Below are 23,291 nucleotides of genomic sequence, written 5' to 3'. Positions count from 1 at the left end.
AACGCGGCCCGTCGGGCGGACGGCTGAGCGGTCAGCGGATCTCGGTGACCTCGGGGCCGCGCTGGAGCTGGCCCATGCCGCCGGAGAAGCGCGAGCCCTCCTGGTCCTCCTGCTGTACGCCCTCGGGCACCATCTGCGCGTCGTTGGGCAGCTTCAGGACGATCGGGTCGCGGGGCGCCATCGGGCCCTCGCCGCGCACCACGACGGTGTCACGGAAGATCGTCTCCAGGAGCCCGGCGGCCTGCGGCTGCACCGCGCCCTGGCCGGAGATGACACCGCGCAGGAACCAGCGCGGTCCGTCCACTCCGACGAAGCGGACCAGCTGGACGCCGTTGGTGCCGTCCGGCAGCTGGACGGGGACCTGCGCGCGCAGCTCCCAGCCGAGGGGGCCCTCGACCTCGTCGATGATGCCGCCCTGCTGGGTGATGCCGGAGGCGATCTCCTCGCGGACCTCGCCCCAGATGCCTTCCTTCTTCGGTGCCGCGAAGGCCTGAAGCTGGACCGCGCTGTCGTTGAGCACGACCGTGGCGGCGACGATCGCGTCGCCCGCGACCTCGACCCGCAGCTCCATGCCCTCGACCCCGGGGACGAAGAGCCCGCCGAGGTCCACCCGGCCCTCGCCGGGCTCGGTCACCTCGGAGACGTCCCAGGGCCCGTCCGGACGGGGCGCCGGCGGCAGGTTCACCCTGCGCGCCCCGGCCTGGTCGCCGGCCTCGGTGACGTCGTCGGCCTCCATGCCGTCGACGGCCTGCTCGGCCTCGCCCGCCGCGTCCACCGCGTCGTCCGCGGATCCACTCTTCTTGCGACGTCCGAACACGTCACTGTCCTTCCCGGTCGGATACGGCCGAAGCGTATCGATTCCCACCCGTTGTGCCGCCACTGGCGGCCGTACCGCCCACGGCGGCATGACCGCCCGTGGACCCGAAGCCCCCCTCGGCCCGCGCCGAGCCGGGAAGCTCCGCCACCTCGTGGAAGCGCACCTTCTCGACCTGCTGGACAACCAGTTGGGCAATGCGGTCGAACCGCTCGAACCGCACGCTCTCGCGCGGGTCGAGGTTGACCACGATCACCTTGATCTCTCCACGGTACCCGGCATCCACCGTCCCCGGGGCATTCACCAGGGCGACACCGCACCGGGCGGCGAGCCCCGAACGGGGGTGCACGAAGGCCGCGTACCCGTCCGGCAGGGCAAGGGAAACACCGGTCGCCAGAACGGCCCGCTCACCGGGGGCGAGCTCGGCCGCCTCGGTGGTCACCAGATCGGCCCCGGCGTCACCCGGGTGCCCGTACGCCGGGATCGGCACCTCGGGGTCGACACGGCGGATGAGGACATCTACGGGTTCACGCGTCACGGGTTCACCTCGAAGGCGCGGGCGCGCCTGACCTGGTCGGGGTCGGACATCGCGGCCTGGATCTCGGCCGGGCGTCCGTTGTCGATGAAGTGGTCCACCTTCACCTCGATGAAGAGGGCCTGGGCCCGGACCGCGACGGGCCCCTCGGGGCCTCCGATGCGGCCGGTGGCCCGGGAGTAGATCTTGCGGCCGGCCACCGCGGTGACCTCGGCCTCCAGGTGCAGCACGGTGCCGACCGGGACCGGGCGCGCGAAGTCCGTCTCCAGGCGGCCGGTCACCGCGACGACCCGGAGCAGCCAGCCCAGGGAGCCGATCGTCTCGTCGAGCGCGGTGGCCAGCACCCCGCCGTGGGCGAGGCCCGGCGCGCCCTGGTGGGCCTCGCGCACGGTGAACTCGGCGGTGACGGTCACGCCCTCGCCGGCCCGCGCCGCCAGGTGCAGTCCGTGGGGCTGCCCGTCACCACAGCCGAAACAGTGCCCGTAGTGCGCGCCCAGCAGCTCGCCGGGTGCGGGCGCCTCGGGGTGCCGCACCGGCGCCGTGGCGTCGGCCGGGGGTGTCAGGGACGCAGATGTAGCAGTCACAGCCGCAGACCTTACCCGCGGTCAAGGCGCAGGTCGTGCCGTGCCAAGCTAGCTTCCATGCAGCCCAATGCCCCGCAGTACGCAGAACGCCTGACCGCGCCCCGCTCGTGGTGGTTCATCTCGGTCCTGGTCGGCGTCGCGTGCGCGCTGATGCTGCTGCCCGTGGGCACCCTGCCGCTGCTGGCCGGCTTCGTGGGCGGCACGGCGGTGTCGTGGGTGGTGGTGAGTTCGTACGGGTCGATCCGGATCCGGGTGCTCGCGGACACCCTGGTCGCGGGCGAGGCCCGGATCCCGGTGAAGGCGCTGGGCGAACCGGAGATCCTGGACGCCGAGGAGGCGCGGGCCTGGCGGCTGCACAAGGCCGATCCGCGCGCGTTCATGCTGCTGCGGGCCTACATCCCGGGGGCGCTGAAGGTGGAGATCACGGATCCGGCGGACCCGACTCCGTACGTCTACCTCTCGACCCGCCACCCCGAGGCGCTGAAGGCGGCCCTGAACGCGGTCCGCACGGCCTGAGGGGCCGGTCGCGAGCCGGGCTTCTTCAGGAGCCGAGCTCCTTGGGGCCCTCGCCCTCGGGCAGTGGGTTGTCCGGCTGTTCGAGCGGGGGCAGCTCGGGCAGCGCGTCCCAGGGCACCTGACGTTCGCGCAGGTCCTTCCTGACGTGCCCGGCGAGCTTCTTGGTGTCGCGGCGGTTCAGCACGGCGCCGACGGCCGCACCGACCATGAACGGCGTCAGGTTCGGCAGGTTGCGCACCATGCGCTTCATGATCTGCTGGCGCAGCTCGCGCTTCATCTGGCCGCCGAGCGCGAAGTTGAGCGTCGTGGGCTTGGTGACGTCGATGCCGCGTTCCTCGGTCCACGACGTCAGATACGCCAGTGAGCGCTCCTTGAGCGAGCCGGGCGGGCGCATGCCGTAGACCTCGTGCAGCTCCGCGATGAGCTTGAGCTCGATGGCGGCGACGCCGGTGATCTCCGCGGCCAGCTCGGCGGGCATCGCGGGCGGGACGGGCAGCATCGCGGCCGCGCCGATTCCCGCGCCGACCGTGGAGGTGGCGTTGGCGGCGCCCGCGATCAGCTTGTCGGCGATCTCCTCCGGGCCGAGGCCGGGGAAGTGGGCGCGCAGGGTCGCCAGGTCCCGCACCGGGATGCGGGGGGCGACCTCGATGATGCGGTCCGCAAGGTGGCCGAGCGAGGCCTTCAGGCCCTCGCCGCCCTTGCGTACGCCCTTCTTGAGCACCGGAACACTCTTCTTCAGGGCGGGCATGCCCTTGTCCAGAGTGCCCCTGCGCAGGGCGTCGAGGCGTCGGACCCCGGCCGCGGGCCCCGCCTCCTGCTCCGTGTCCGGTGCCGTGACGGCTGCTTCGAGCGAGGCCTGGTGGCCCCGCTCCGCGTCACGTGCACCGTCGGCCGCGCTCACCTCAGGGAGGCGGGCCGGCTCAGCAGGGGCGCCAACGCCTTCTGCCGGGCCTGTGCCGCCCTGTGGTGCCTCGGTGGAACCCGGGGCGCCCTTTCTCCGGAACGGTCGCTTCCGGGGTGGTTTCGCGCCTGCCATGGCCGGCCTGCTCAGTCGCAGTCGCGGCAGATCGGCTGGCCGTTCTTCTCGCGGGCCAGCTGGCTGCGGTGGTGCACGAGGAAACAGCTCATGCAGGTGAACTCGTCGGCCTGCTTGGGCAGGACGCGAACGGCGAGTTCTTCGTTGGACAGGTCCGCGCCGGGCAGTTCCATGCCTTCGGCGGCCTCGAACTCGTCGACGTCGACGGTCGAGGTGGACTTGTCGTTGCGTCGGGACTTCAGCTCTTCAAGGCTGTCCGAATCGACGTCGTCATCGGTCTTGCGTGGGGTGTCGTAGTCCGTTGCCATGTCGCTCTCCCCCTCTGGGTGGTTGCGGTGTCTCAGCGCACGTAACGCGTGAGAGGCCGGACTTGTGCCCGACCTGAGGCGGAGATTTTGCCTCACATCAAGGTCTGTTACTCAATCGACACCCAACCGCACTCGTCATGAGTGCTCGTCTTGGATGGCGATCGGGACCGTACACGGTCCTCATGTCGCACTTCACCAGCGCCACCTCGTGTACTTCCCGTGATCGCACCCCCGGGAAACCCGGACTTTTACCGGGATTCCAGGGGATTCGACGATCACGGAGAGTACGTGGCCTGATGTTTGCCTCTGTGACTGATCGCACACGAAACTCTCAGGAACAGCTCCAGAAAATTCCGCGCAAAGCGAACGGTCACTACAGCTCCGAGCAGCGTCTCAGACCGGAAGGGTGACACGCATCACGAGGCCGCCGCCTTCGCGGGGCTCCGCGATGATACGGCCTGAGTGAGCCCGCGCGACCGACCGGGCGATGGACAGGCCGAGCCCGACGCCCTTGTCGCTGCCGGTGCGCTCGGTGCGCAGCCGCCGGAACGGCTCGAAGATGTTGTCGATCTCGTACGCCGGGACCACCGGCCCCGTGTTGGTCACCAGCAGCGTCGCGTGGCCGTCCCTGAGCCCGGTGACCACCTCGACCCAGCCGTCCTCGACGGTGTTGTACCGGACCGCGTTCTGCACCAGGTTCAGGGCGATCCGCTCCAGGAGCACGCCGTTGCCCTGGACGATCGCGGGGTCGCGCTCGCCGCGGATCTCGACGCCCTTGGCCTCGGCCTCGTTCCTGGCCTGGTCCAGGGCGCGGGAGGCCACCTCGGCGAGGTCGACGGGCTTGCGGTCGATGATCTCGTTGTCGCTGCGGGCCAGCAGCAGCAGGCCCTCCACCAGCTGTTCGCTGCGCTCGTTGGTGGCGAGCAGTGTCTTGCCGAGCTGCTGGAGCTCCACCGGGGCGCCGGGGTCGGACAGGTGCACCTCAAGGAGCGTGCGGTTGATCGCGAGCGGGGTGCGCAGCTCGTGCGAGGCGTTGGCGACGAAGCGCTGCTGTGCGGTGAACGCGCGCTCCAGGCGGTCCAGCATCTCGTCGAAGGTGTCGGAGAGCTCCTTGAGCTCGTCGTCGGGCCCGTCGAGCTCGATGCGCCGGGTCAGGTCCGTGCCGGCCACGCGGCGGGCGGTACGGGTGATCCTGCCGAGCGGTGACAGGACGCGGCCGGCCATGGCGTACCCGAAGGCGAAGGCGATGACGCTGAGCCCGACCAGGGCGAGCAGGGAGCGGCTGAGGAGGTTGTCCAGGGCGTGCTGGCGCTGCTGGGCCATGCAGACGCCGATGGCGTCGTTGATCTCCTGGAAGGTGCCTGATGCGGGCAGCTGGCAGCTGCTGCTGGACAGCGCGATGCCCTGGCCCCCCACGATCTTGAAGGGGGCGCTGCCCGCGTGCAGGGCCTGGGCGGCGAGCAGGTAGATGATCGAGAGGAGCAGTATCCCCGCGATCATGAACATGCCGCCGTAGAGCAGGGTGAGGCGTATGCGGATGGTGGGCCTGAGCCACGGGAACGGTGGTTCGGCCGACTTCGGGGCCCAGGTGGGCTTCGGCGGCGCCGTGGGCGGCGCGGGGGTGGCGGCCATCGCGGTCAGATCCGGTAACCCGAGCCCGGCACGGTGACGATCACCGGGGGCTCGCCGAGCTTGCGGCGCAGGGTCATGACGGTGACCCGCACGACGTTCGTGAACGGGTCGGTGTTCTCGTCCCAGGCCTTCTCCAGCAGCTGCTCGGCCGAGACCACGGCGCCCTCGCTGCGCATCAGGACCTCCAGGACGGCGAACTCCTTGGGCGCGAGCTGGATCTCCCGGCCCTCGCGGAAGACCTCGCGGCGGTTGGGGTCCAGCTTGATGCCGGCCCGTTCCAGGATCGGCGGGAGCGGCACGGTGGTGCGCCGGCCGAGCGCGCGCACGCGGGCGGTCAGCTCGGTGAAGGCGAAGGGCTTGGGCAGATAGTCGTCCGCGCCGATCTCCAGGCCCTCCACGCGGTCGCTCACGTCTCCGGCCGCCGTCAGCATCAGGACACGGGTGGCCATGCCCAGCTCGACGATCTTGCGGCACACGTCGTCGCCGTGCACGAGCGGAAGGTCCCGGTCGAGCACCACCACGTCGTAGTCGTTCACGCCGATGCGCTCAAGGGCCGCGGCGCCGTCGTACACGACGTCGACGGCCATGGCCTCCCGGCGCAGTCCGGTGGCCACGGCATCGGCGAGCAGCTGCTCGTCCTCGACGACGAGTACGCGCACGGCGCATTTCCTTCCCTAGGGACCCGCGTCGTGCGCGGGCACTTCTGTGCACTGAACCAGTGACGGTGCGCTTCCATCCTGCCCCTTACGCCCATAAACCGGCGGTAAGACGATGCCGGGCCCGGGACCGCCCGCTACCTGCGATTTCCGGCCAGGGCAGGGGGGCGCCGCGGGAATGAACAGGATTGGCGCGGCAGTTGAGGTTTCTCGGCGAGTGGGTGTGGGGAGGACGAATGCACACCCCGCGATCACGCCCTGGCTGTGGCATGCCACATCTTCACGTCGTGGTCGCTACCCACCGTCGGCACACCCCCGTGCCACCGACCCACGACGAGGGGGCGCACCATGGACGCTTTCACCGCAGGACTGCTGCAGCGCATAAGGACCACGGAGACCGACCTCACACGGGCGCGCGAGACCGGCGACGACTTCCTCGCGGACGTCGAGCAGGCGGAGCTGGACGATCTGCACCGGCTGGCCGCCGAGCACGGCGTCGAAGTAGCCAGGCACGGCACCGAGGTCGCCGCGGCGCTCTGACCCCATCCACCGGGAAACCCCGGCGCCGCCACGGCGCCGGGGTTTCGTCATGCCGTGGGCCGCCGGACACCCCCCTGGTCGTGCCAGGCCCGGCGCTCCTCAGTCGTGCCAGGCCCCGTGCTCCTCCAGGAGCGACTGGAGCGGGCCGAAGAGCTCCGGGGACGCCGCGATCGTCAGCTCGCGCGAGGCGGGCGCGCCGGGCCGCCCGCCGGTGCGTGCGCCGGCCTCGCGGGCGATCAGGTCGCCGGCTGCCAGGTCCCAGGGGTTCAGGCCGCGCTCGTAGTACGCGTCGAGCCGGCCGGCCGCCACGTCGCACAGGTCGATCGCGGCGGAGCCCCCGCGGCGGATGTCGCGGAACAGCGGGATCAGCCGCTGGGCCACGTCCGCCTGGTGGGCGCGTACGGACTGGACGTAGGCGAAGCCCGTGGAGACCAGGGACTGGGACAGCGGGGCCGGCGGGCGGCAGCGCAGGCGCCGCTCGCCCTCGAAGGCGCCGCCGCCGAGGACCGCGTGACAGGTCTCGCCGCGCATCGGCGCGGCGACCACACCCGCGACCCGCTCGCCGTCGACCTCGGCGGCGATGGAGACGGACCAGGTGGGCAGCCCGTACAGGTAGTTGACGGTGCCGTCGAGCGGGTCGATGACCCAGCGCACTCCGCTGGTGCCTTCGCTGGACGCGCCCTCCTCGCCCAGGAACCCGTCGTGCGGGCGGCGCTCGGCGAGGTAGCCGGTGATCAGCTTCTCGGCCGCGATGTCCATCTCGGTCACCACGTCGATGGGGCTGGACTTGGTGGCGGCGACGGCGAGGTCGGCCGGGCGTCCGTCACGCAGCAGCGCGCCGGCCCGCCGGGCGGCCTCAAGGGCGAGATCGAGCAGGTCGCGGTGCAGAGGGTCGGTCATGGTCGCTCCTTACGCGTACGGGCTGTCGGCGCCGGCCGCCGCGGGCTTGACGGCGCCGCGGGCGGCCGGGCAGCAGCCGACGGCGCACAGGTCGTGCGAGGGGCCGAGCGCGCCCAGCGCGCACCGCTCGGCGGGCAGTCCGCGCTCGGTGGCGGCGCGCTCCAGGACGAGGTCGCGCACGGCCGCGGCGAAGCGGGGGTCGGCGCCGACGGTGGCGGAGCGGGCCACGGGGAGGCCGAGCTCGGCGGCCTTGGCGGTGGCCTCCGTGTCGAGGTCGTACAGGACCTCCATGTGGTCCGACACGAAGCCGATGGGCACCATGACGACGGCCGGGGCGCCCTCGCGGTGCACGGCCTCCAGGTGGTCGCAGATGTCGGGTTCGAGCCAGGGGATGTGCGGGGCGCCGGAACGGGACTGGTAGACGAGCTGCCAGGGACGCTCCACGCCGGTCTCGGCGCGCACCGCGTCCGCGATCACCCGCGCCACGTCCAGGTGCTCGCGCACGTAGGCGCCGCCGTCGCCGTGTTCCGCGACCGGCCCCGAGGTGTCGGCGGCGGCCTCGGGGATGGAGTGGGTGGTGAAGGCGAGGCGGGCGCCCGCACGGACGTCCTCGGGCAGCTCGGCGAGCGAGGCGAGGACGCCGTCGATCATCGGGCGCACGAAGCCGGGGTGGTTGAAGTAGTGCCGCAGCTTGTCGACCCGCGGCACGTCGACTCCTTCCGCCGCCAGGGTTGCCAGGGCCTCCGCGAGGTTTTCGCGGTACTGCCGGCAGCCCGAGTACGAGGCGTACGCGCTGGTGGCCAGGACCGCGATGCGGCGGCGGCCGTCGGCGGTCATCTCGCGCAGGGTGTCCGTGAGGTAGGGCGCCCAGTTCCGGTTGCCCCAGTAGACGGGCAGGTCCAGGCTGTGCTGGGCGAAGTCCTTGCGCAGGGCGTCCAGCAGGGCGCGGTTCTGCTCGTTGATGGGGCTCACCCCGCCGAACAGGAAGTAGTGCCGGCCCACCTCCTTCAGGCGCTCCTTCGGGATGCCGCGCCCCCGCGTCACGTTCTCCAGGAACGGGACCACGTCGTCGGGGCCTTCCGGGCCGCCGAAGGAGAGCAGCAGCAGGGCGTCGTACGGGGCGGCGGCCGCGGCCGCTCCGGGAGCTGGATCACGCAGTTCGGGCATGACTCGATCCTGCCATCCGCCTCTGACAGACGGCCCACCGAGCCGATGACGGGGGCCGGGTGAGCCGTGGAGCAAGCCGGAGCGACCGGGGGCTGGAACCGGCGCCGGGGATGGCGGGAACCGGCGCCGGCGGTGTGGGCACCCGAAAAGGCGATGCGCCGAGCGACTTCAGCATCGTACGCTTTAGCAATTAATTACACGCGTCACGCCGGATCCCGGAGCCCCCGTTGCCCAGTCCCTACCGTGCGATCTTCGCCGCCCCCGGCACCAAGGCGTTCTCCGCCGCCGGCCTCCTCGGCCGGATGCCGATATCCATGATGGGCATCGGCGTCGTGACCATGGTGTCGCAGCTCACCGGCCGCTACGGTCTGGCGGGCGCGCTCTCGGCGACGCTCGCCATGTCCGCGGCCGTCGTCGGCCCCCGGATATCGCGGCTCGTGGACCGGCACGGCCAGCGCAGGGTGCTCCGGCCGGCCACCATGGTCGCCGCCGCCGCCGTCACGGGCCTGCTCGTCTGCACCCAGCAGCGCGCCCCGGACTGGACGCTGTTCGTCTTCGCGGCGGGCGTCGGCTGCGTGCCGAGCGTCGGCTCCATGGTCCGGGCCCGCTGGGCCGCGATCTACCGCGGCGACGCCCAGAACCTGCACACGGCGTACTCGTGGGAGTCGATCGTCGACGAGCTGTGCTTCATCGTGGGGCCGATCGCGTCGATCGGCCTCTCCACTGCCTGGTTCGCCGAGGCCGGGCCCCTGATCGCCGTCTGCTTCCTGGTGGCCGGGGTCTTCTGTCTGACCGCCCAGCGCGCCACCGAACCCGTACCGCACCCGCACGAGCACCACACCGGCCGCTCCGCGCTGAGCTCGCGCGGCCTCCGGGTCCTGGTCGCCACGTTCGTCGCGACCGGAGCCGTGTTCGGCTCGGTCGACGTGGTCACGGTGGCCTTCGCCGACGAACGCGGCCACAAGGCGATGGCCAGTCTGGTGCTCGCCGTGTACGCGCTCGGTTCCTGCCTGGCGGGGGCGGTGTTCGGGCTGCTGCGCCTCAAGGGGGCGGCGTCGACCAGGTGGCTGGTGGGCGTGTGTGCGATGGCGGTGAGTATGATCCCGCTCCAACTGGCCGGGAACCTGCCGTTCCTTGCCGTGGCGCTCTTTGCCGCGGGCCTGTTCATCGCGCCGACGATGGTGACGACGATGGCCCTCGTCGAACAGCATGTACCGCGCAGCAGGCTCACCGAGGGCATGACCTGGACCAGTACCGGGCTCGCGGTCGGTGTGGCGCTCGGCTCCTCCGCCGCCGGCTGGGTGGTGGACGCGGCGGGCGCACGGGCGGGGTATCTGGTGTCCGGCGTGTCGGGAACGCTCGCGGCGGTGGTGGCGTTCCTGGGGTACCGCCGGCTTCGCAGGCCGGTGCCGCATCGGGAGGGGCTCGAAGCAGATGAGCGGAGCGAACGGCAGCAGCACCTGGCGTAACTGGGCGGGCAACGTCATTGCCCGGCCGTCGCGGGAAGTGTCCCCGGCCTCCACGGCCGAGCTCGCCGAGGCGGTGCGCCGTGCCGCCGAGGACGGCCTCGCGGTGAAGGCGGTCGGCACGGGCCACTCCTTCACCGCGACCGCCGCGACCGACGGCGTGCTCATACGCCCCGACCTGCTGACCGGCATCCGCGCGATCGACCGCGCCGCGATGACGGTCACGGTGGAGGCCGGCACCTCGCTGAAGCGGCTGAACACGGTGCTGGCGAGGGAGGGCCTTTCGCTCGCCAACATGGGCGACATCATGGAGCAGACGGTGGCGGGGGCCACGAGCACCGGCACGCACGGCACCGGTCGCGACTCGGCCTCGATCGCCGCGCAGATCACGGCACTTGAGCTGGTCACCGCCGACGGTTCGGTCCTGAGCTGTTCGCGGAAGGAGAACCCCGAGGTCTTCGCCGCGGCCCGGATCGGTCTGGGCGCGCTCGGCGTCGTCACCGCGATCACCTTCGCCGTCGAGCCCGTCTTCCTGCTGACGGCCCGCGAGGAGCCGATGAGCTTCGACCGGGTGACCGCCGACTTCGATGAACTGTTCACGGAGAACGAGCACTTCGAGTTCTACTGGTTCCCGCACACCGGCAACTGCAACACCAAGCGCAACAACCGCAGCGCGGGGCCGGCCGCCCCGCCCGGGAAGCTGCGGGCGTGGATCGACGACGAGTTCATGTCCAACGGGCTCTTCCAGGCGGTGTGTTCGCTCGGCCGGGTGGCGCCCGCGACCATCCCGTCCATCGCCAAGGTCTCCAGCCGGGCGCTCTCCGCCCGCACATACACCGACATCCCGTACAAGGTCTTCACGAGTCCGCGCCGGGTGCGGTTCGTGGAGATGGAGTACGCCCTGCCGCGCGAGGCGGTCGTCGGGGCGCTGCGCGAGGTCAGGGCGCTGGTGGACCGCTCACCGCTGCGCGTGAGCTTCCCCGTGGAGGTCCGTACCGCGCCCGCCGACGACATCGCGCTGTCCACCGCCTCGGACCGCGAGAGCGCGTACATAGCCGTGCACATGTACAAGGGCACGCCGCACCAGGCGTACTTCACCGCGGTCGAGCGCATCATGACCGAGCACGCGGGCCGGCCGCACTGGGGCAAGCTGCACACGCGCGACGCGGCGTACTTCGCGCGGGTCTACCCGCGCTTCGCCGAGTTCACCGCGCTGCGCGACCGGCTCGACCCGGACCGCCGGTTCGCCAACGCCTATCTGCGGCGCGTGCTGGGCGACTGACGCGAACGCCGTCCTTCCCGGCTGACGCGGACGCCGTTCTTCCCTATGGTGCCGGGGTCCCACCGGATTTGGTGTCCGGCGTGCCCGGCCCGCCGGGAAGGCTCCCCGAGCCGGAGCCGGAACCCGTCACACCGGAACCCGTCGCACCGGACGGCGTGGGCGTCGGATGCGGCGTCGTCCCGCCGGAGGCGGAGCCGGGCCCCGAGCCGGAATCCGAGCCCGCGCCGGTGGACCGGGAGGGGTCCGGCGACGGCGAGGGGTTCGCCGTGGTGGAGCCGGCCCCGCCCGTCCCGCTGCCGTCGGTGCTGGGTGTCGGCGTCGGCGTCGCCGAACCACCGGTGCCGGGCGTGGGCCTGTGCCCGTCGTCGCCGTCCGAGGGCGCGGGGTTCGCGGGTTGCTCCCGCTTCTCGGCGCCGCCGGTGAACACGGACTGGAGAGTGGTCCCGTTCCCGTGGCCGCCCACTTCGCTGCCGGAGGCGAGTTCGTACGCCGTGATGCCGCCCATCGACACCCCGAAGACGACGGCCGCCGCGAGCAGCGGCCGCTTCCAGCCGCGCAGCCGGGTGCCGTGGACGGTCGCCTCGTTGAACTCCTTGGCAGGACCGGCGTCCGGCACCCGGCTCTCGTCCAGCGTCTTGAGCAACCGCGTACGGTCCGAGCCGGCCTGGCGCAGCATCGCGGTCTCGTCGACCTGGCGCAGCATCGCGGTCTCGTCAACCTGCCGCAGGACCGCGGTTTCGTCGGCCGGCCAGGGGGCGCGGGTCTCGTCGAGCGTCGTGAGGAGCCGGGTGCGCTCCGCGTCCGTCCGCGCCGGCGCCGGGCTCTCCCGCGCCGCACCCTTGTACGGCGAGACGACGGGCACCTGGCGTGCGCCGGACTTGGCCTGGACGGTGACTTCGCGCAGCTGCTCGCCGGTCCGTTTGAAGACGTGCTGGAAGACGGTGCCGCCGCAGGTGGCGACCACGCTCACGACACCGGCGCCGAGGAACGTCCCGTACACGCCGAGTCGGGAGGCGAGCACCGCCGCACTGACGGCGGCGAGTGCACTTCCCGCAACTTGGGGCACGCTCAGGTCTATGCGCTTCTTGTCTTCGGTCCCGGTGTCCGGCTTGTCACCCATCCCCAGCCTCTGTTCGCCCTTCTCGTCCGTCTTGCACAAAGAAAGGACATTTGAGCGAAAGGATTAGTTCCGTTTCCGGAGATTGTGTGAAGCAAGACACGTACGGCCCTTGCGCGGACGCGTCACGGCGGCTCCAACTCCCGTACCCCGGGAGAACTTCAGCGGCGTGCCGGTCCACCCAGGTGGCCCGAATGGAGTACTGTGGCGAGCCCTGGGCCCCGGGTCCCACACGGGTACCCGGGACGACGGGAGGGGGCCGAACGCGGCACTCGAACCGGCGGCGCCGCGGCACCGCACGGACGCCCGCTGCACAGGGTGACCACCTCGGTCACTCTGCGTTGCAAAGGGGTAACCGTGCCATAACGGCGTTCCAGGGCCCATGCCCGACACGCCGGGCAACTCGGCAATGTTGTGGCAGGCTGCACCCGGGCAGGCCACACTCGACTAGCGGAAGCAGCGACGCACGTGACGTCGGCAGGCACCACCCGGGAGGTCCCCATGCCCGAACTGCGTGTCGTGGCCGTCTCCAACGACGGCACACGACTGGTGCTCAAGGCTGCGGACAGCACGGAGTACACGCTTCCGATCGACGAGCGGCTCCGGGCCGCCGTGCGCAACGACCGAGCCCGTCTCGGCCAGATCGAGATCGAGGTGGAGAGCCACCTCCGGCCGCGTGACATCCAGGCGCGGATACGAGCCGGTGCCTCCGCCGAGGAGGTCGCCCAGTTCGCCGGCATCCCGGTCGACCGCGTACGCCGCTTCGAGGGCCCCGTGCTCGCGGAGCGCGCCTTCATGGCGGAGCGGGCGCGCAAGACCCCCGTGCGGCGTCCCGGCGAGAACACCGGACCCCAGCTCGGCGAGGCCGTGCAGGAACGGCTGTTGCTGCGCGGCGCCGACAAGGACAGCGTCCAGTGGGACTCCTGGCGCCGCGACGACGGCACCTGGGAAGTCCTGCTCGTGTACCTGGTCGCGGGCGAGCCGCACTCCGCGAGCTGGACCTACGACCCGCCGCGCCGGCTCGTGCAGGCCGTCGACGACGAGGCGCGCTCGCTGATCGGCGAGTCCGACGACACCATCACCGCGGTGCCCGAACCGAGCTTCCCGTTCGTGCCCCGGATCGCCAGGCTGCCCAGGGACCGGCCGCTCGACCGTGCCCTCGACCGGTCCTTGGAGCGGCCTCTGGACCGCGCCCTCGACCGGCAGTTGGAGCGCCCGGTGCCGCCACCGCCCGAGCCGATGGTGGCCGAGGAGAGCGATTCGCTCACCAGCCTGCTCGAAGCCGTACCGAGCTTCCGCGGCGACCTGGTCGTCCCGGAGCGTCCCTCGGCGCCGCCCGAGCCGCCCGAGACCGAGCTGGACGCCGAGCCGGAGATGGAGGAGCCGCCCGCTCCGGCCGCTTCGGCGGGCGCGGGCTTCGCGTACGCGGATGTCCTGATGCCGCGCACGGTGGCCGGTCACCGCGACCGGCTCACCGGCACCACGGATCGTCAGGCCGAGGCGGACGGCGTCCGTCCGGGGCGACGGGCCGCGGTGCCGAGCTGGGACGAGATCGTGTTCGGCACGCGCCGCAAGAAGCAGGACTGAGCCCGGCCCTTGGCAGGGTGCCCGGTCGAGGCGACCTCAGCCTGTCCGGCGTTTGAGGACGAGCGCCGTTCAGGCGCGAACGGGGTCTGGGGCGGAGCCCCAGGAGCCTGGACCTCAGCCCCTGTCCCGCCACCGGAGGGTTTCGGGAAGGGGCGGGACGGGGCACCCCCCGGGGTCTGGGGCGAAGCCCCAGCAACCCCGCCGCCTTCAGGTGCGGACCGTGCGTGGCTGGCCGCGCAGTTCCCCGCGCCCCTGTAGGGCACCCGAGGTGCAAGCCCACCGCGTCCCAAGGAGGGCCCCCGGCACCGCGCCGGTCGCGCCCACCGCGGCAGAGCCGCGCAGAAGGCACAGCCCCGCGCCCCTGTAGGGCACCCGGAACGCCAAACGCACCCGCGCCCACCGCGGCGGAGCCACGCAAAGAGCACAGCCCCGCGCCCCTGGTAGGGCACCCGGAGCACCACTCGCACCCGCGCGCCCCGTACGGCGAAGGGCGTTACTGCGGGGCGGGGCCCGTTGCGATCGGCCGGGACTTGTCCGCGGACCACTCCGACCATGAGCCGGGGTACAGCGCTGCCGGAATGCCCGCCACGGCGAGCGCCAGCACCTCGTGCGCACCGGAGACACCGGAGCCGCAGTACACACCGACCTCGGCGTCAACGGCGCCCAAGCCCTTGAAGCGGGCCGCCAGTTCGTCGGCGGGCAGGAGGCGTCCGTCGGGGCCCACGTTCTCGGTGGTCGGCGCGGACAGGGCGCCCGGGATGTGCCCGCCCACCCGGTCGACGGGCTCGACGTCCCCGCGGTACCGCTCCCCCGCCCGGGCATCGAGCAGCACCCCGGAGCGCGCGAGGGCGGCCGCCCCGTCCGCGTCGAGGAGTTCGACGGCGCCAGGCTCGGGCGCGAAGTCGCCCTCGGCGGGCGCGGGGATTTCGGTGGAGAGCGGGCCCGTCCACGCGGCGAGCCCCCCGTCGAGCACCCGCACGTCGCGATGGCCCGTCCAGCGCAGCAGCCACCAGGCGCGGGCCGCCGCCCAGCCCTGGCCGCCGTCGTACACGACGACCGGCCGCCCCGCCGACACGCCCGCCCTGCGCATGACCCGGCCGAATTCGGCCACGTCCGGCAGGGGATGCCGGCCGCCGGATCCCGGCGGGCCCGCCAGTTCCGCGTCGAGGTCGACGAACACGGCGCCGGGGAGGTGCCCGGCCGCGTACTCGGCCCGCCCGTCGAACGCAGCGGCGCCGGCCGCCTTCGCCAAGGTCAGCTGCCAGCGGACGTCGAGCAGGACCGGCGGCCGGGGACCCGCCGTCCCGGCCGCGAGTTCGGATGCGGTGATGAGGGGATTCATGGGGTCATCCTCGCGCAGAGTCCACCGGCAATGTAACGCCCCGGGAGGCCAGGAAGCCCAGGAAGCTCAGGAAAAGGATGAGAGGCCTCAAAGCGGGCAGCCTCCTGCGGGAACACGCCACATGCGGCGCGGCCGGGGCGCGCGGCGGCGCCGGTGGTGGAAGCATCGCCCCGGGTGCGCGGGTTCCCGAGCCGCACCTGTGAGCAGCAGCAGTATGGCGACGGTCGAGGAGAGAGTGACGATGACCCAGTCGGAGATCCGGCGCACACCTGGCACGCCCTGCTGGGTCAGCCTCATGGTGCACGGTCTGGCCGCGACCCAGGAGTTCTACGGTGCCCTGTTCGGCTGGGAGTTCCGGCCCGGCCCGCAGCAGCTCGGCCCCTATGTCCGCGCCCTGCTCGACGGCAATGAGGTCGCCGGGATCGGCCAGCTGCCGCCCGACCGCCATCTGCCGATCGCCTGGACGACCTACTTGGCGACCGACGACGCGGACGCCACGGCCGAGACCATCCGGCACTGCGGCGGCACGGTCGGCGTCGGCCCGCTCGACGCCGGCGAGGCGGGCCGGATGGCGATCGCGTCCGACCCGTCGGGCGCCGTGTTCGGAATCTGGCAGGGCGGTGCGCACACCGGCGCCGCCGTCGCGGGTGCGCCCGGCACCCCGGCGTGGAACGAACTGGTCACGCGCGAGACGTCGTCGGTCGGCAAGTTCTACCAGGCGGTGTTCGGCTACGACATGGAGCCGGCTGTCCCGGCCGACCCCGATCAGGTGACGCTGCGTCTGGAGGGGCGTCCGGTCGCCTCGCTGTACGGCGCCGGGAACGCCCTGCCCCGCGACAAGGGGTCGCACTGGATGACGTACTTCGAGGCCGCCGACGTCGACGCGGCGGCCGGCCGGGTGGCCGGCCTCGGGGGGGCATGTGCTCGCGCAGCCGCACGAGGGCGCGAGCGGACGGATCGCGACGGTGGCCGACCCGGAGGGCGCGGTCTTCACCCTCGTACGATCGCATCCCTGACGGTCAGTCATACTTCCTGGCGCCAACTCGCCTGCGACGCAGAGGAGTTGACGCCGCGAGAAGCGGGCCCCGTCCCTGCCCGCGGGCGGTTGGGCGAGCCGCCCCGGGTCGGGCGACTGGCCCCGGGTCGGGCGACTAGGGGGTGTCTGGTGGATCAGGGTCGGTCAGGGTGCGGCGCCTGGTGCGGTGCATCGCAAGGCGCCGGAACGTCGTGATAGCGGAGCTATCGGGGCGTTTCGGCAACGCCGCGAGGTGCCGTGCCAGGCGCCGCACCCCCGGCCATGATCCACCAGACACCCCCTAGCCCTGGCGGCCGGGCGAACTGGCCCTGGCGACTGGGCGACTGGCCCGGCCGCAGTCAGGTGGCGGCCCTCCGGACGCGCGGCCCCTTCATCTCGGGTCCGGAAGGAGGCCACCGGAGCTATGCACATGCTGGTGCTGTACGGGGCGCCCAGGCCAGCGCGATCCCGTAGCACAGCGCGCCGACCACCAGGAGGTCCAGGCCGACCGCCATCGCCGCGGTGCCGGCCAGCGCGAGCAGCGGCACGAGCCACCGGGCGGCTCCGACGGGGCGCCCGGCCGAGCGTCCGGCGGAGCGCACCACGAGCAGGGCAAGCAGCCCGACGTAGAAGAGCAGCGGCCCGACGGTGTACACGGCGGGTGTTACGGCCGGGTGGGCCTTGACCGCAAGGAAGAGCGTGTCCATGTCGGCCTGGTCCGTGGCCCGCAGCCCGACGACGAGGTCGATTGCCGCCTGGGCCATCCCGGCGGCCAGGCCGAGCACCGCGATCACGGCCGCTGCCGTGGCGGCGGTCGCGGCTGACGCTTGGCGGCGCAGGTCCAGGACCGCCGGCACGAACAGCGCGAGCGATCCGAGCAGCAGAAGGTGCCCCACCGCCCATACGGTGCCGGGGCTCTGCGCGTCACCGGACATCCGGAGGATGCCGTACGCGGCGAGAAGGGCGGGGGCTGCGAGGCCGTACCTGCGAAGGGTCATGTGCCGATCGTCGCGCGACGCGGCGCCCGCCCCATCGGGGAACGCCCCTGGTGCAACCCCCGCCTCACCCCTACGGGTTGGCCCGGCACACGGGGCCGCCGCCCGGCGACCCGGCGAGGGTCAGTGCGAGGCGACGGGCAGCACGTCCGGCGAAAGGGCCGCCGCCCGCGCCGACGCGCTGGTCATCCGCCTGCGGTGGTGGCGTCGGCACAGCACCTCGTAACCGACCTCGTCCGCGGCCTGGTTGACGTCGCCGACGACGACCTGGGCGCCCTCGACGACCATCTGGCCGCCGACGGTGCGGGCATTGTGGGTGGCGCGGGCGCCGCACCAGCACAGCGCCTCGACCTGAAGCACCTCGACCCGGTCGGCGAGCTCGACGAGCCGCTGGGACCCGGGGAAGAGCTTGGAGCGGAAGTCGGTGGTGATGCCGAAGGCGAAGACGTCGAGTTCGAGGTCGTCGACGATACGGGCGAGCTGGTCGATCTGCCCGGGCGCGAGGAACTGGGCCTCGTCGGCGATGACGTAGTCGCAGCGGCCGCCCCGGGAGAGGTGGGCCACGAGATGAGCGTAGAAGTCGAAGCCGTCGGCGGCCTCGACCGCGTCGGTCACCAGGCCGAGCCGGGACGACAGCTTGCCCGCGCCGGCCCGGTCGTCCCGGGTGAAGATCATGCCCTGGAGCCCGCGCGCGGAGCGGTTGTGCTCGATCTGAAGAGCGAGGGTGCTCTTTCCGCAGTCCATCGTTCCGGAGAAGAACACCAGCTCGGGCATGGGAAGGTGACGGCCTTTCGGGTCTTGGCGGGGAGGGTGGTTACGAGCGTACTTCGAGGAGCGGCACGAGCTGTTCCACCGGGGTCATCGAGCCGTGGTTGCCGACCATCAGGGACTCGTGCGGCTCGCGCCGCGAGGCGGTGATGACGACGTCGTCGTGGGCGGCGGCGACCACGTCGCCGATCCGGCCGTACACCCGCTCGTCGATGTGCGGACCGAACCAGCCCGCGGCGATCGCCTCGTCGCGGCCCGCGACCCAGAACTGCTCGCCGAGCACTTCGCGCCAGCAGGTCAGCACGTCGGCGGCCGCGCCCGGCACGGCGTACACATGGCGGGCCCGGCCCTCGCCGCCGAGCAGGGCGACGCCCGCGCGCAGTTCCCAGTCCTCGTCGAAGTCGATGCGGGACTGCTCGTCGAAGGGGATGTCGATCATGCCGTGGTCGGCGGTGATGTACAGGGCCGCGCGGGGCGGGAGCTGTTCGGCCAGGCGCTGGGCGAGCCGGTCGACGTACATCAGCTGGCCGCGCCACGCGTCCGAGTCGACGCCGAAGCGATGGCCCTTGCCGTCGACCTCGGAGTAGTACGTGTAGACCAACGACCGGTCACCTGCGGCCAGTTGGGCGGCCGCGAGGTCCATGCGCTCCTCGCCGGAGAGCTTGCCGCGGAAGGTGCCGCCGCTCAGCGCGATCTTGGTGAGCGGGGTGTGCTGGAAGTCCGGCGCGGACACCTGCGCGGTGTGCACACCGGCCTGGTCGGCGAGGTGGAAGACGGTGGGGTACGGCTGCCAGACGTGCGGGTCGGTCCAGGGCTTCCAGCGCAGCTGGTTCATGAGCTCGCCGGCGTCCGGGTCGCGCACGGTGTAGCCGGGGAGGCCGTGCCTGCCGGGGGGCAGGCCCGTGCCGACGGAGGCGAGCGAGGTCGCCGTGGTGGCGGGGAAGCCGGCGGTTATGGGCCGGCCGGTGCCGCCACGCGAGGTGGCGAGCAGGGAGTGCAGATAGGGCGCCTCGTCCGGGTGGGCCTTGATCTGCTCCCAGCCGAGCCCGTCGATCAGGAAGACGCAGTTGCGGTCGGCGGGGGTGAGCTCGGCGATGCGCTGCTCGAACCCGGGTACGCCCTGGCCGGCCACGAGGGTGGGCAGCAGATCGGCGAGCGATCCGGTGCCGTATGCGGGGACGGGGGCGGTGTCGAGGGCGAGGGGTTCCGGATCCTGCCAGGCCGGCTGGGCCATCAGCGGCCGGCCGCCGCGGTCGCCTCGGACAGCGCCTGGGCGAAGGCCAGGGTCTGGCGGACCGTGTCGGGGCCGTCGCCGGCCTCGCTGACGCGCAGGCTCAGATCGTCGGCGGTGGAGTTGCCGGTGTAGCCGTGGTCGGCGTCGCAGTTGGGGTCGCCGCAGGCGGCGGGCTCCAGGTCGATGCGGGCCACCGCACCCCAGCCGATGGTCAGGACGACCTCACGGGGCAGGGTGCCGGGCGTGTACGACTCGGGGTTGGCCACGACCCGGCTCACCACGACCGAGGAGATCCGGCCCAGCTTCACCGACTCCGTCGAGGTGGTCGCGTACGGCGTCGGGGAGCTGGTGTCGGCGTTCTGCTCGTCGGTGTGGCTGACGATGAACCGGTTGTCCGTGAGCACGAGGACGGTCACATGACGGCGTACCTCGTTGGCGTCGAACGTGGTCTCCTGGTGCACCAGGTACGACGCGATCGGCTCGCCACCGACGGCGGCCTCCACCGCCTCGGCCACGAGGGCCGGGTAATAGCCGCTGCGCTCGATCGCCGCGCGGAGCCCCTGGGTCGTCGTACCGGTCTTCGCCATGGGGTCCATCTTAAGCTGCCGCGGGCGGCCGACGGCCCGAGAGCCCGTGTCCGGGCCCGGTCCGGTTCCGACGCGGCCCGGACACGGCCCGGACGTGGCCCGGAGGGAGCCCGGACGAGGCCCGGATGGAGCCCGGACGCGGCCTCTCAGTAGCTGGGCAGTCGCCGGGGACCGAGATCGCCCCGGGCCGGGGCGGGAGCCAGCCGGACGGTCGCGCCGAGCACCGACAGGCCCCGCTGGGCGACGATCACGGGCTCCAGGCCGACGGCGACCACCTCGGGGTGGTCGTCGACCAGCCGCGACACCCGCAGCAGCAGCTCTTCGAGTGCGGCGGTGTCCACGGGCGCCGAGCCGCGCCAGCCGAACAGGAGGGGCGCCGTCCTGATGGTCCTCAGCAGCTCGGCGGCGTCCCGGTCGGTGGCGGGGATGAGCCGGTGGGAGGTGTCGCCGAGGAGTTCGGAGGCGGCACCGGCGAGCCCGAAGGACAGCACCGCGCCGACCGCGGCGTCGATCGAGGCGCGCACGACGGCGTCCACACCGCGCGGGACCATGGCCTGCACGACCGGACCCAGCTCCTCCGGTTTGCCGAGGGTCGCCGTCAATTCGGCGTAGGCGCGGGTGAGTTGGTGCTCGTCGGCCAGGTCAAGGCGTACGCCGCCGAGGTCGGGGCGGTGGCGCAGGTGCGGGGCGGTGGTCTTGAGGGCGACGGGGTAGCCGAGGCGGCGGGCGGCCTCGACGGCGTGGACTGCGTCGGGCGCGGGCAGCGTGGGGCGCACCGCGATGCCGTACCGGCCGAGCAGTTCCTCGCCGTCCGCGGCGGCCAGGGTCATGCCGCGGGGGTCCTGGTCGGCGCCGAGCAGGCGCTCGATCAGCGCGGCGGCCCCGGCCTCGTCGATGTCGTCGTACTCCCCCACCTTGCCGGGGTCGGCCGCCTCGCGCCGCCACTGGGCGTAGCGGACGGCTTCGGCGAGGGCCCGTACGGCTCGCTCCGCGGCGGGGTAGGCGGGGATTGCCTCACGGGGCGGGGTGGGGGTGGGGGTGCTGGGACTCTGCCCCGGGTCCCTTTCCGGCCGGCCGCCGGTGGGGGTGCTAGGAGTGCACCCCGGGCCCCTTTCCGGCTGGCCGCCGGTGGGGGTGCCGGGGGTGCGCCCCGGGCCCCTTTCCGGCTGACCGCCGGTGGGGGTGCCGGGGGTGCCGGGGGTGCGCCCCGGGCTCCTTTCCGGCTGACCGCCGGTGGGGGCGCCGGGGGGGCTGGATAGGTGTGGGCCGATGGGGGGCGGGGGGCTGTTCGGGATGCGGCTGACAGGGCCTCGGCCAGGCCGCCGATCTCGACGTGGACCACCGCCACCGGCTTCGCGGGGGCCGCCGTGGCTGCCTCGCGCAGGGCGTCCGCGAGCACCCGGCCGTCGCCGAACTCCATGGCTCCGTTCTCGCCGACCCAGGGGATGGCGGTGACCACGACCGCGTCGCAGGCGTCGTCGGCGAGGGCCGCCGCGAGCGCGGCGCGGAAGTCGGCCGGGGTCGCCGCGGTCGTCAGGTCCAGGGGCCTGCGCGGACGCAGCCCCTCGCTCAGGCATGCGTCGTACGTGAGCAGGCCCAGCGACTCGGAGTTGCCGAGGATCGCGACGCGCGGCCCGGCGGGCAGCGGCTGGCCGGCGAGCAGCAGACCCGCGTCGACGAGCTCGGTGACCGTGCCCACCAGGATGACGCCCGCCTGGCGCAGCAGCGCCGAGACCGTGGCGTCCGGCACCCGGCTCACCGGGACGGCGTGCCCCGGCGGGGTCGTACCGCTGTGCCGGGCGCCCTTGACCACGACGACGGGTTTCGCGGCCGCCGTACGCCGGGCCAGGCGGGTGAACTTGCGCGGGTTGCCGATGGATTCGAGGTAGAGCAGGACGACGTCGGTCTCGGGATCCTCGTACCAGTACTGGAGGAAGTCGTTGCCGGAGAGGTCCGCGCGGTTGCCGGACGAGATGAACGTCGACAGGCCCGCGCCGCGCCGGTAGAGACCGGACAGGAGCGCGATGCCGATGGCGCCGGACTGGGTGAAAAGGCCGATCCGGCCCCCGGCCGGCGACTCGGGCGCGAGTGAGGCGTTGAGCCGCACGTCGGGCGCGGTGTTGATGATCCCGAACGCGTTGGGGCCGATCAGGCGCATCCCGTACGAGCGGGCCTGGCGCACCAGGGCGCGCTGGCGCTCCCTGCCGGACGGGCCGCTCTCCGCGTAGTCGGCCGCGAGGACGACGAGGCCCTGGACGCCGTGTTCGCCGCAGTCGGCCACGGCCTGCGGCACCCGTTCGGCGGGCACCGCGATGATCGCCAGGTCGACCGGTTCGCCGATCGCACCGACGGAGGGGAAGGCGGGCACGCCGTCGAGTTCGCGCTGTTCCGGTCCGAGCGCCCGGTTCACCGCGTAGGCGCTTCCCGTGAAACCGGCGTCCAGGAGGTTGCGCAGGACCGTGCGGCCGACCCCGCCGGGGGCGCGGCCGGCGCCGATGACCGCGACCGAGCCGGGCGCGAGCAGGCGCTGCACGGACCTCGCTTCGGCGCGGTGTTCCCTGGCCCGCTGCACGGCGAGCGATTCGGCGGTGGGCTCAAGGTCGAGCGTGAGATGGACCGAGCCGTCCTCGAAGGACCGCTTCTGCTGGTAGCCGGCGTCCGTGAACACCTTGATCATCTTGTTGTTCGCCGGGAGCACTTCGGCGGCGAACCGCCGGATGCCGCGCTCGCGGGCGACCGCCGCGATGTGTTCGAGGAGGGTGGAGGCGACGCCCCGGCCCTGGTGGGCGTCCTGGACGAGGAAGGCGACCTCGGCCTCGTCGGCGGGCGCGGAGGACGGCCGGCCCTGTGCGTTGATCCGGTCGTAGCGGACGGTCGCGATGAACTCGCCGCCGACGGTGGCCGCGAGGCCGACCCGGTCGACGTAGTCGTGGTGGGTGAAGCGGTGGACGTCCTTGGCGGACAGCCTCGGATAGGGGGCGAAGAAGCGGTAGTACTTCGATTCGTCCGAGACCAGCTCGTAGAAGGAGACGAGCCGGTCGGCGTCCTCGGGGTTGATGGGTCTGATGCCCGCGGTGCCGCCGTCGCGGAGCACCACGTCGGCCTCCCAGTGGGCCGGGTACGCGGGGTCGGACGCCGTCGTCATACCGGAAGCGTACGGGTCGCGGGCCCGTACGGGGCGGGGCAAGGTGGCAAGGAGCGACCGGCGGC

At 72.7% G+C, this 23,291-nt stretch carries 20 protein-coding genes and 2 pseudogenes; 6 read left to right on the top strand and 16 right to left on the bottom strand.

What is annotated here, in order from left to right:
* Nucleotides 1-31: 31 nt before the first annotated feature.
* From ACGFW5_RS09060 to ACGFW5_RS09050, 3 genes are read right to left on the bottom strand one after another with little or no spacing between them, the layout of a single operon-like run.
* Nucleotides 32-817 carry a DUF3710 domain-containing protein gene (locus tag ACGFW5_RS09060; RefSeq protein WP_393833522.1) on the bottom strand — a complete coding sequence of 262 codons (786 nt, stop codon included), beginning with the start codon at nucleotides 815-817 and terminating at the stop codon, nucleotides 32-34.
* Between the two features lies 1 nt (nucleotide 818).
* Nucleotides 819-1,352 (bottom strand): dUTP diphosphatase, encoded by a 534-nt coding sequence (gene dut, locus ACGFW5_RS09055; protein ID WP_393833521.1) that lies wholly within the window; start codon nucleotides 1,350-1,352, stop codon nucleotides 819-821.
* Complete coding sequence (locus tag ACGFW5_RS09050; RefSeq protein ID WP_393833520.1) at nucleotides 1,349-1,933, bottom strand: PaaI family thioesterase; 585 nt, start codon at nucleotides 1,931-1,933, stop codon at nucleotides 1,349-1,351. Before ACGFW5_RS09050 ends, dut begins: the two co-directional genes overlap by 4 nt.
* 57 nt (nucleotides 1,934-1,990) lie before the next feature.
* On the opposite strand from ACGFW5_RS09050, the gene ACGFW5_RS09045 reads away from it, so the two are divergent.
* Nucleotides 1,991-2,449 (top strand): DUF3093 domain-containing protein, encoded by a 459-nt coding sequence (locus tag ACGFW5_RS09045; protein WP_393833519.1) that lies wholly within the window; start codon nucleotides 1,991-1,993, stop codon nucleotides 2,447-2,449.
* 25 nt (nucleotides 2,450-2,474) lie between these two features.
* On the opposite strand, the gene ACGFW5_RS09040 is transcribed toward ACGFW5_RS09045, so the two are convergent.
* From ACGFW5_RS09040 to ACGFW5_RS09025, 4 genes are all read right to left on the bottom strand, one after another.
* Nucleotides 2,475-3,485 (bottom strand): hypothetical protein, encoded by a 1,011-nt coding sequence (locus tag ACGFW5_RS09040; RefSeq protein WP_393833518.1) that lies wholly within the window; start codon nucleotides 3,483-3,485, stop codon nucleotides 2,475-2,477.
* 11 nt (nucleotides 3,486-3,496) lie between these two features.
* Nucleotides 3,497-3,793: a DUF4193 domain-containing protein gene (locus ACGFW5_RS09035; RefSeq protein ID WP_393833517.1), complete on the bottom strand. Its 297-nt coding sequence runs from the start codon at nucleotides 3,791-3,793 to the stop codon at nucleotides 3,497-3,499.
* Between the two features lie 393 nt (nucleotides 3,794-4,186).
* Entirely contained in the window at nucleotides 4,187-5,425 is a 1,239-nt protein-coding gene (locus tag ACGFW5_RS09030) for a sensor histidine kinase (protein ID WP_393833516.1), read from the bottom strand.
* A 5-nt stretch (nucleotides 5,426-5,430) separates the two neighbouring features.
* Nucleotides 5,431-6,084, bottom strand: a complete 654-nt coding sequence (locus tag ACGFW5_RS09025; RefSeq protein WP_267056846.1) for a response regulator transcription factor — start codon at nucleotides 6,082-6,084, stop codon at nucleotides 5,431-5,433.
* Nucleotides 6,085-6,429: 345 nt separating this feature from the next.
* Here ACGFW5_RS09025 and ACGFW5_RS09020 point away from each other — a divergent pair, with 345 nt between their 5' ends.
* The gene (locus tag ACGFW5_RS09020; RefSeq protein ID WP_393833515.1) at nucleotides 6,430-6,621 is read left to right on the top strand and encodes a hypothetical protein; all 192 of its coding nucleotides are present in this window, start codon (nucleotides 6,430-6,432) and stop codon (nucleotides 6,619-6,621) included.
* Between the two features lie 99 nt (nucleotides 6,622-6,720).
* On the opposite strand, the gene ACGFW5_RS09015 is transcribed toward ACGFW5_RS09020, so the two are convergent.
* Together ACGFW5_RS09015 and ACGFW5_RS09010 are read right to left on the bottom strand one after the other, a co-directional pair.
* Entirely contained in the window at nucleotides 6,721-7,521 is an 801-nt protein-coding gene (locus tag ACGFW5_RS09015; RefSeq protein ID WP_393833514.1) for an inositol monophosphatase family protein, read from the bottom strand.
* A 9-nt stretch (nucleotides 7,522-7,530) separates the two neighbouring features.
* Nucleotides 7,531-8,688, bottom strand: a complete 1,158-nt coding sequence (locus ACGFW5_RS09010) for a ferrochelatase (RefSeq protein ID WP_393833513.1) — start codon at nucleotides 8,686-8,688, stop codon at nucleotides 7,531-7,533.
* Nucleotides 8,689-8,915: 227 nt separating this feature from the next.
* On the opposite strand from ACGFW5_RS09010, the gene ACGFW5_RS09005 reads away from it, so the two are divergent.
* On the top strand, nucleotides 8,916-10,157 hold the full coding sequence (locus ACGFW5_RS09005; protein WP_393833512.1) for an MFS transporter: 1,242 nt from the start codon (nucleotides 8,916-8,918) through the stop codon (nucleotides 10,155-10,157).
* Nucleotides 10,123-11,436, top strand: coding sequence for a D-arabinono-1,4-lactone oxidase (locus ACGFW5_RS09000; RefSeq protein ID WP_393833511.1), 1,314 nt, complete (start codon nucleotides 10,123-10,125; stop codon nucleotides 11,434-11,436). The genes ACGFW5_RS09005 and ACGFW5_RS09000 overlap by 35 nt, the downstream gene beginning before the upstream one ends.
* Nucleotides 11,437-11,479: 43 nt before the next feature.
* Here the strand turns inward: ACGFW5_RS09000 and ACGFW5_RS08995 are convergent, their stop codons facing one another.
* A complete protein-coding gene (locus tag ACGFW5_RS08995; RefSeq protein ID WP_393833510.1) occupies nucleotides 11,480-12,556 on the bottom strand; it encodes a hypothetical protein in 1,077 nt (358 codons plus the stop codon).
* Nucleotides 12,557-13,054: 498 nt separating this feature from the next.
* On the opposite strand from ACGFW5_RS08995, the gene sepH reads away from it, so the two are divergent.
* The gene (gene sepH, locus ACGFW5_RS08990; protein ID WP_393833509.1) at nucleotides 13,055-14,140 is read left to right on the top strand and encodes a septation protein SepH; all 1,086 of its coding nucleotides are present in this window, start codon (nucleotides 13,055-13,057) and stop codon (nucleotides 14,138-14,140) included.
* Between the two features lie 493 nt (nucleotides 14,141-14,633).
* Here the strand turns inward: sepH and ACGFW5_RS08985 are convergent, their stop codons facing one another.
* Nucleotides 14,634-15,482: a sulfurtransferase gene (locus ACGFW5_RS08985; RefSeq protein ID WP_393833508.1), complete on the bottom strand. Its 849-nt coding sequence runs from the start codon at nucleotides 15,480-15,482 to the stop codon at nucleotides 14,634-14,636.
* Between the two features lie 241 nt (nucleotides 15,483-15,723).
* Here ACGFW5_RS08985 and ACGFW5_RS08980 point away from each other — a divergent pair.
* Nucleotides 15,724-16,498, top strand: a pseudogene (locus ACGFW5_RS08980) (VOC family protein).
* Between the two features lie 421 nt (nucleotides 16,499-16,919).
* Here ACGFW5_RS08980 and ACGFW5_RS08975 read toward each other — a convergent pair.
* The 5 genes and pseudogenes from ACGFW5_RS08975 to ACGFW5_RS08955 all read right to left on the bottom strand — a co-directional run bounded on the left by ACGFW5_RS08975 (nucleotide 16,920) and on the right by ACGFW5_RS08955 (nucleotide 23,226).
* Entirely contained in the window at nucleotides 16,920-17,495 is a 576-nt protein-coding gene (locus tag ACGFW5_RS08975; RefSeq protein WP_393833507.1) for a hypothetical protein, read from the bottom strand.
* Between the two features lie 120 nt (nucleotides 17,496-17,615).
* Nucleotides 17,616-18,266: a thymidine kinase gene (locus ACGFW5_RS08970; RefSeq protein ID WP_393833506.1), complete on the bottom strand. Its 651-nt coding sequence runs from the start codon at nucleotides 18,264-18,266 to the stop codon at nucleotides 17,616-17,618.
* Nucleotides 18,267-18,306: 40 nt separating this feature from the next.
* The gene (locus ACGFW5_RS08965) at nucleotides 18,307-19,494 is read right to left on the bottom strand and encodes an alkaline phosphatase family protein (protein WP_393833505.1); all 1,188 of its coding nucleotides are present in this window, start codon (nucleotides 19,492-19,494) and stop codon (nucleotides 18,307-18,309) included.
* Nucleotides 19,494-20,081: a DUF5998 family protein gene (locus ACGFW5_RS08960; protein ID WP_393833504.1), complete on the bottom strand. Its 588-nt coding sequence runs from the start codon at nucleotides 20,079-20,081 to the stop codon at nucleotides 19,494-19,496. The genes ACGFW5_RS08965 and ACGFW5_RS08960 overlap by 1 nt, the downstream gene beginning before the upstream one ends.
* A 146-nt stretch (nucleotides 20,082-20,227) precedes the next feature.
* A pseudogene (locus tag ACGFW5_RS08955) lies at nucleotides 20,228-23,226 on the bottom strand (GNAT family N-acetyltransferase).
* Nucleotides 23,227-23,291: the final 65 nt, after the last annotated feature.

The organism is Streptomyces sp. NPDC048416, from assembly GCF_043200435.1.
In the GTDB taxonomy this organism is placed as follows: Bacteria; Actinomycetota; Actinomycetes; order Streptomycetales; family Streptomycetaceae; genus Streptomyces.
Note: the sequence above shows the minus strand (reverse complement) of the source record. Positions and strands in the feature narration are given on the sequence as shown.

Coding starts and splice junctions, on each gene's coding strand:
- ACGFW5_RS09045 (WP_393833519.1), top strand. CDS start 1,991: ATGCAGCCCAATGCCCCGCAGTACGCAGAACGCCTGACCGCGCCCCGC.
- ACGFW5_RS09040 (WP_393833518.1), bottom strand. CDS start 3,485: ATGGCAGGCGCGAAACCACCCCGGAAGCGACCGTTCCGGAGAAAGGGC.
- ACGFW5_RS09035 (WP_393833517.1), bottom strand. CDS start 3,793: ATGGCAACGGACTACGACACCCCACGCAAGACCGATGACGACGTCGAT.
- ACGFW5_RS09030 (WP_393833516.1), bottom strand. CDS start 5,425: ATGGCCGCCACCCCCGCGCCGCCCACGGCGCCGCCGAAGCCCACCTGG.
- ACGFW5_RS09020 (WP_393833515.1), top strand. CDS start 6,430: ATGGACGCTTTCACCGCAGGACTGCTGCAGCGCATAAGGACCACGGAG.
- ACGFW5_RS09015 (WP_393833514.1), bottom strand. CDS start 7,521: ATGACCGACCCTCTGCACCGCGACCTGCTCGATCTCGCCCTTGAGGCC.
- ACGFW5_RS09010 (WP_393833513.1), bottom strand. CDS start 8,688: ATGCCCGAACTGCGTGATCCAGCTCCCGGAGCGGCCGCGGCCGCCGCC.
- ACGFW5_RS09000 (WP_393833511.1), top strand. CDS start 10,123: ATGAGCGGAGCGAACGGCAGCAGCACCTGGCGTAACTGGGCGGGCAAC.
- ACGFW5_RS08995 (WP_393833510.1), bottom strand. CDS start 12,556: ATGGGTGACAAGCCGGACACCGGGACCGAAGACAAGAAGCGCATAGAC.
- sepH (WP_393833509.1), top strand. CDS start 13,055: ATGCCCGAACTGCGTGTCGTGGCCGTCTCCAACGACGGCACACGACTG.
- ACGFW5_RS08985 (WP_393833508.1), bottom strand. CDS start 15,482: ATGAATCCCCTCATCACCGCATCCGAACTCGCGGCCGGGACGGCGGGT.
- ACGFW5_RS08975 (WP_393833507.1), bottom strand. CDS start 17,495: ATGACCCTTCGCAGGTACGGCCTCGCAGCCCCCGCCCTTCTCGCCGCG.
- ACGFW5_RS08970 (WP_393833506.1), bottom strand. CDS start 18,266: ATGCCCGAGCTGGTGTTCTTCTCCGGAACGATGGACTGCGGAAAGAGC.
- ACGFW5_RS08965 (WP_393833505.1), bottom strand. CDS start 19,494: ATGGCCCAGCCGGCCTGGCAGGATCCGGAACCCCTCGCCCTCGACACC.
- ACGFW5_RS08960 (WP_393833504.1), bottom strand. CDS start 20,081: ATGGCGAAGACCGGTACGACGACCCAGGGGCTCCGCGCGGCGATCGAG.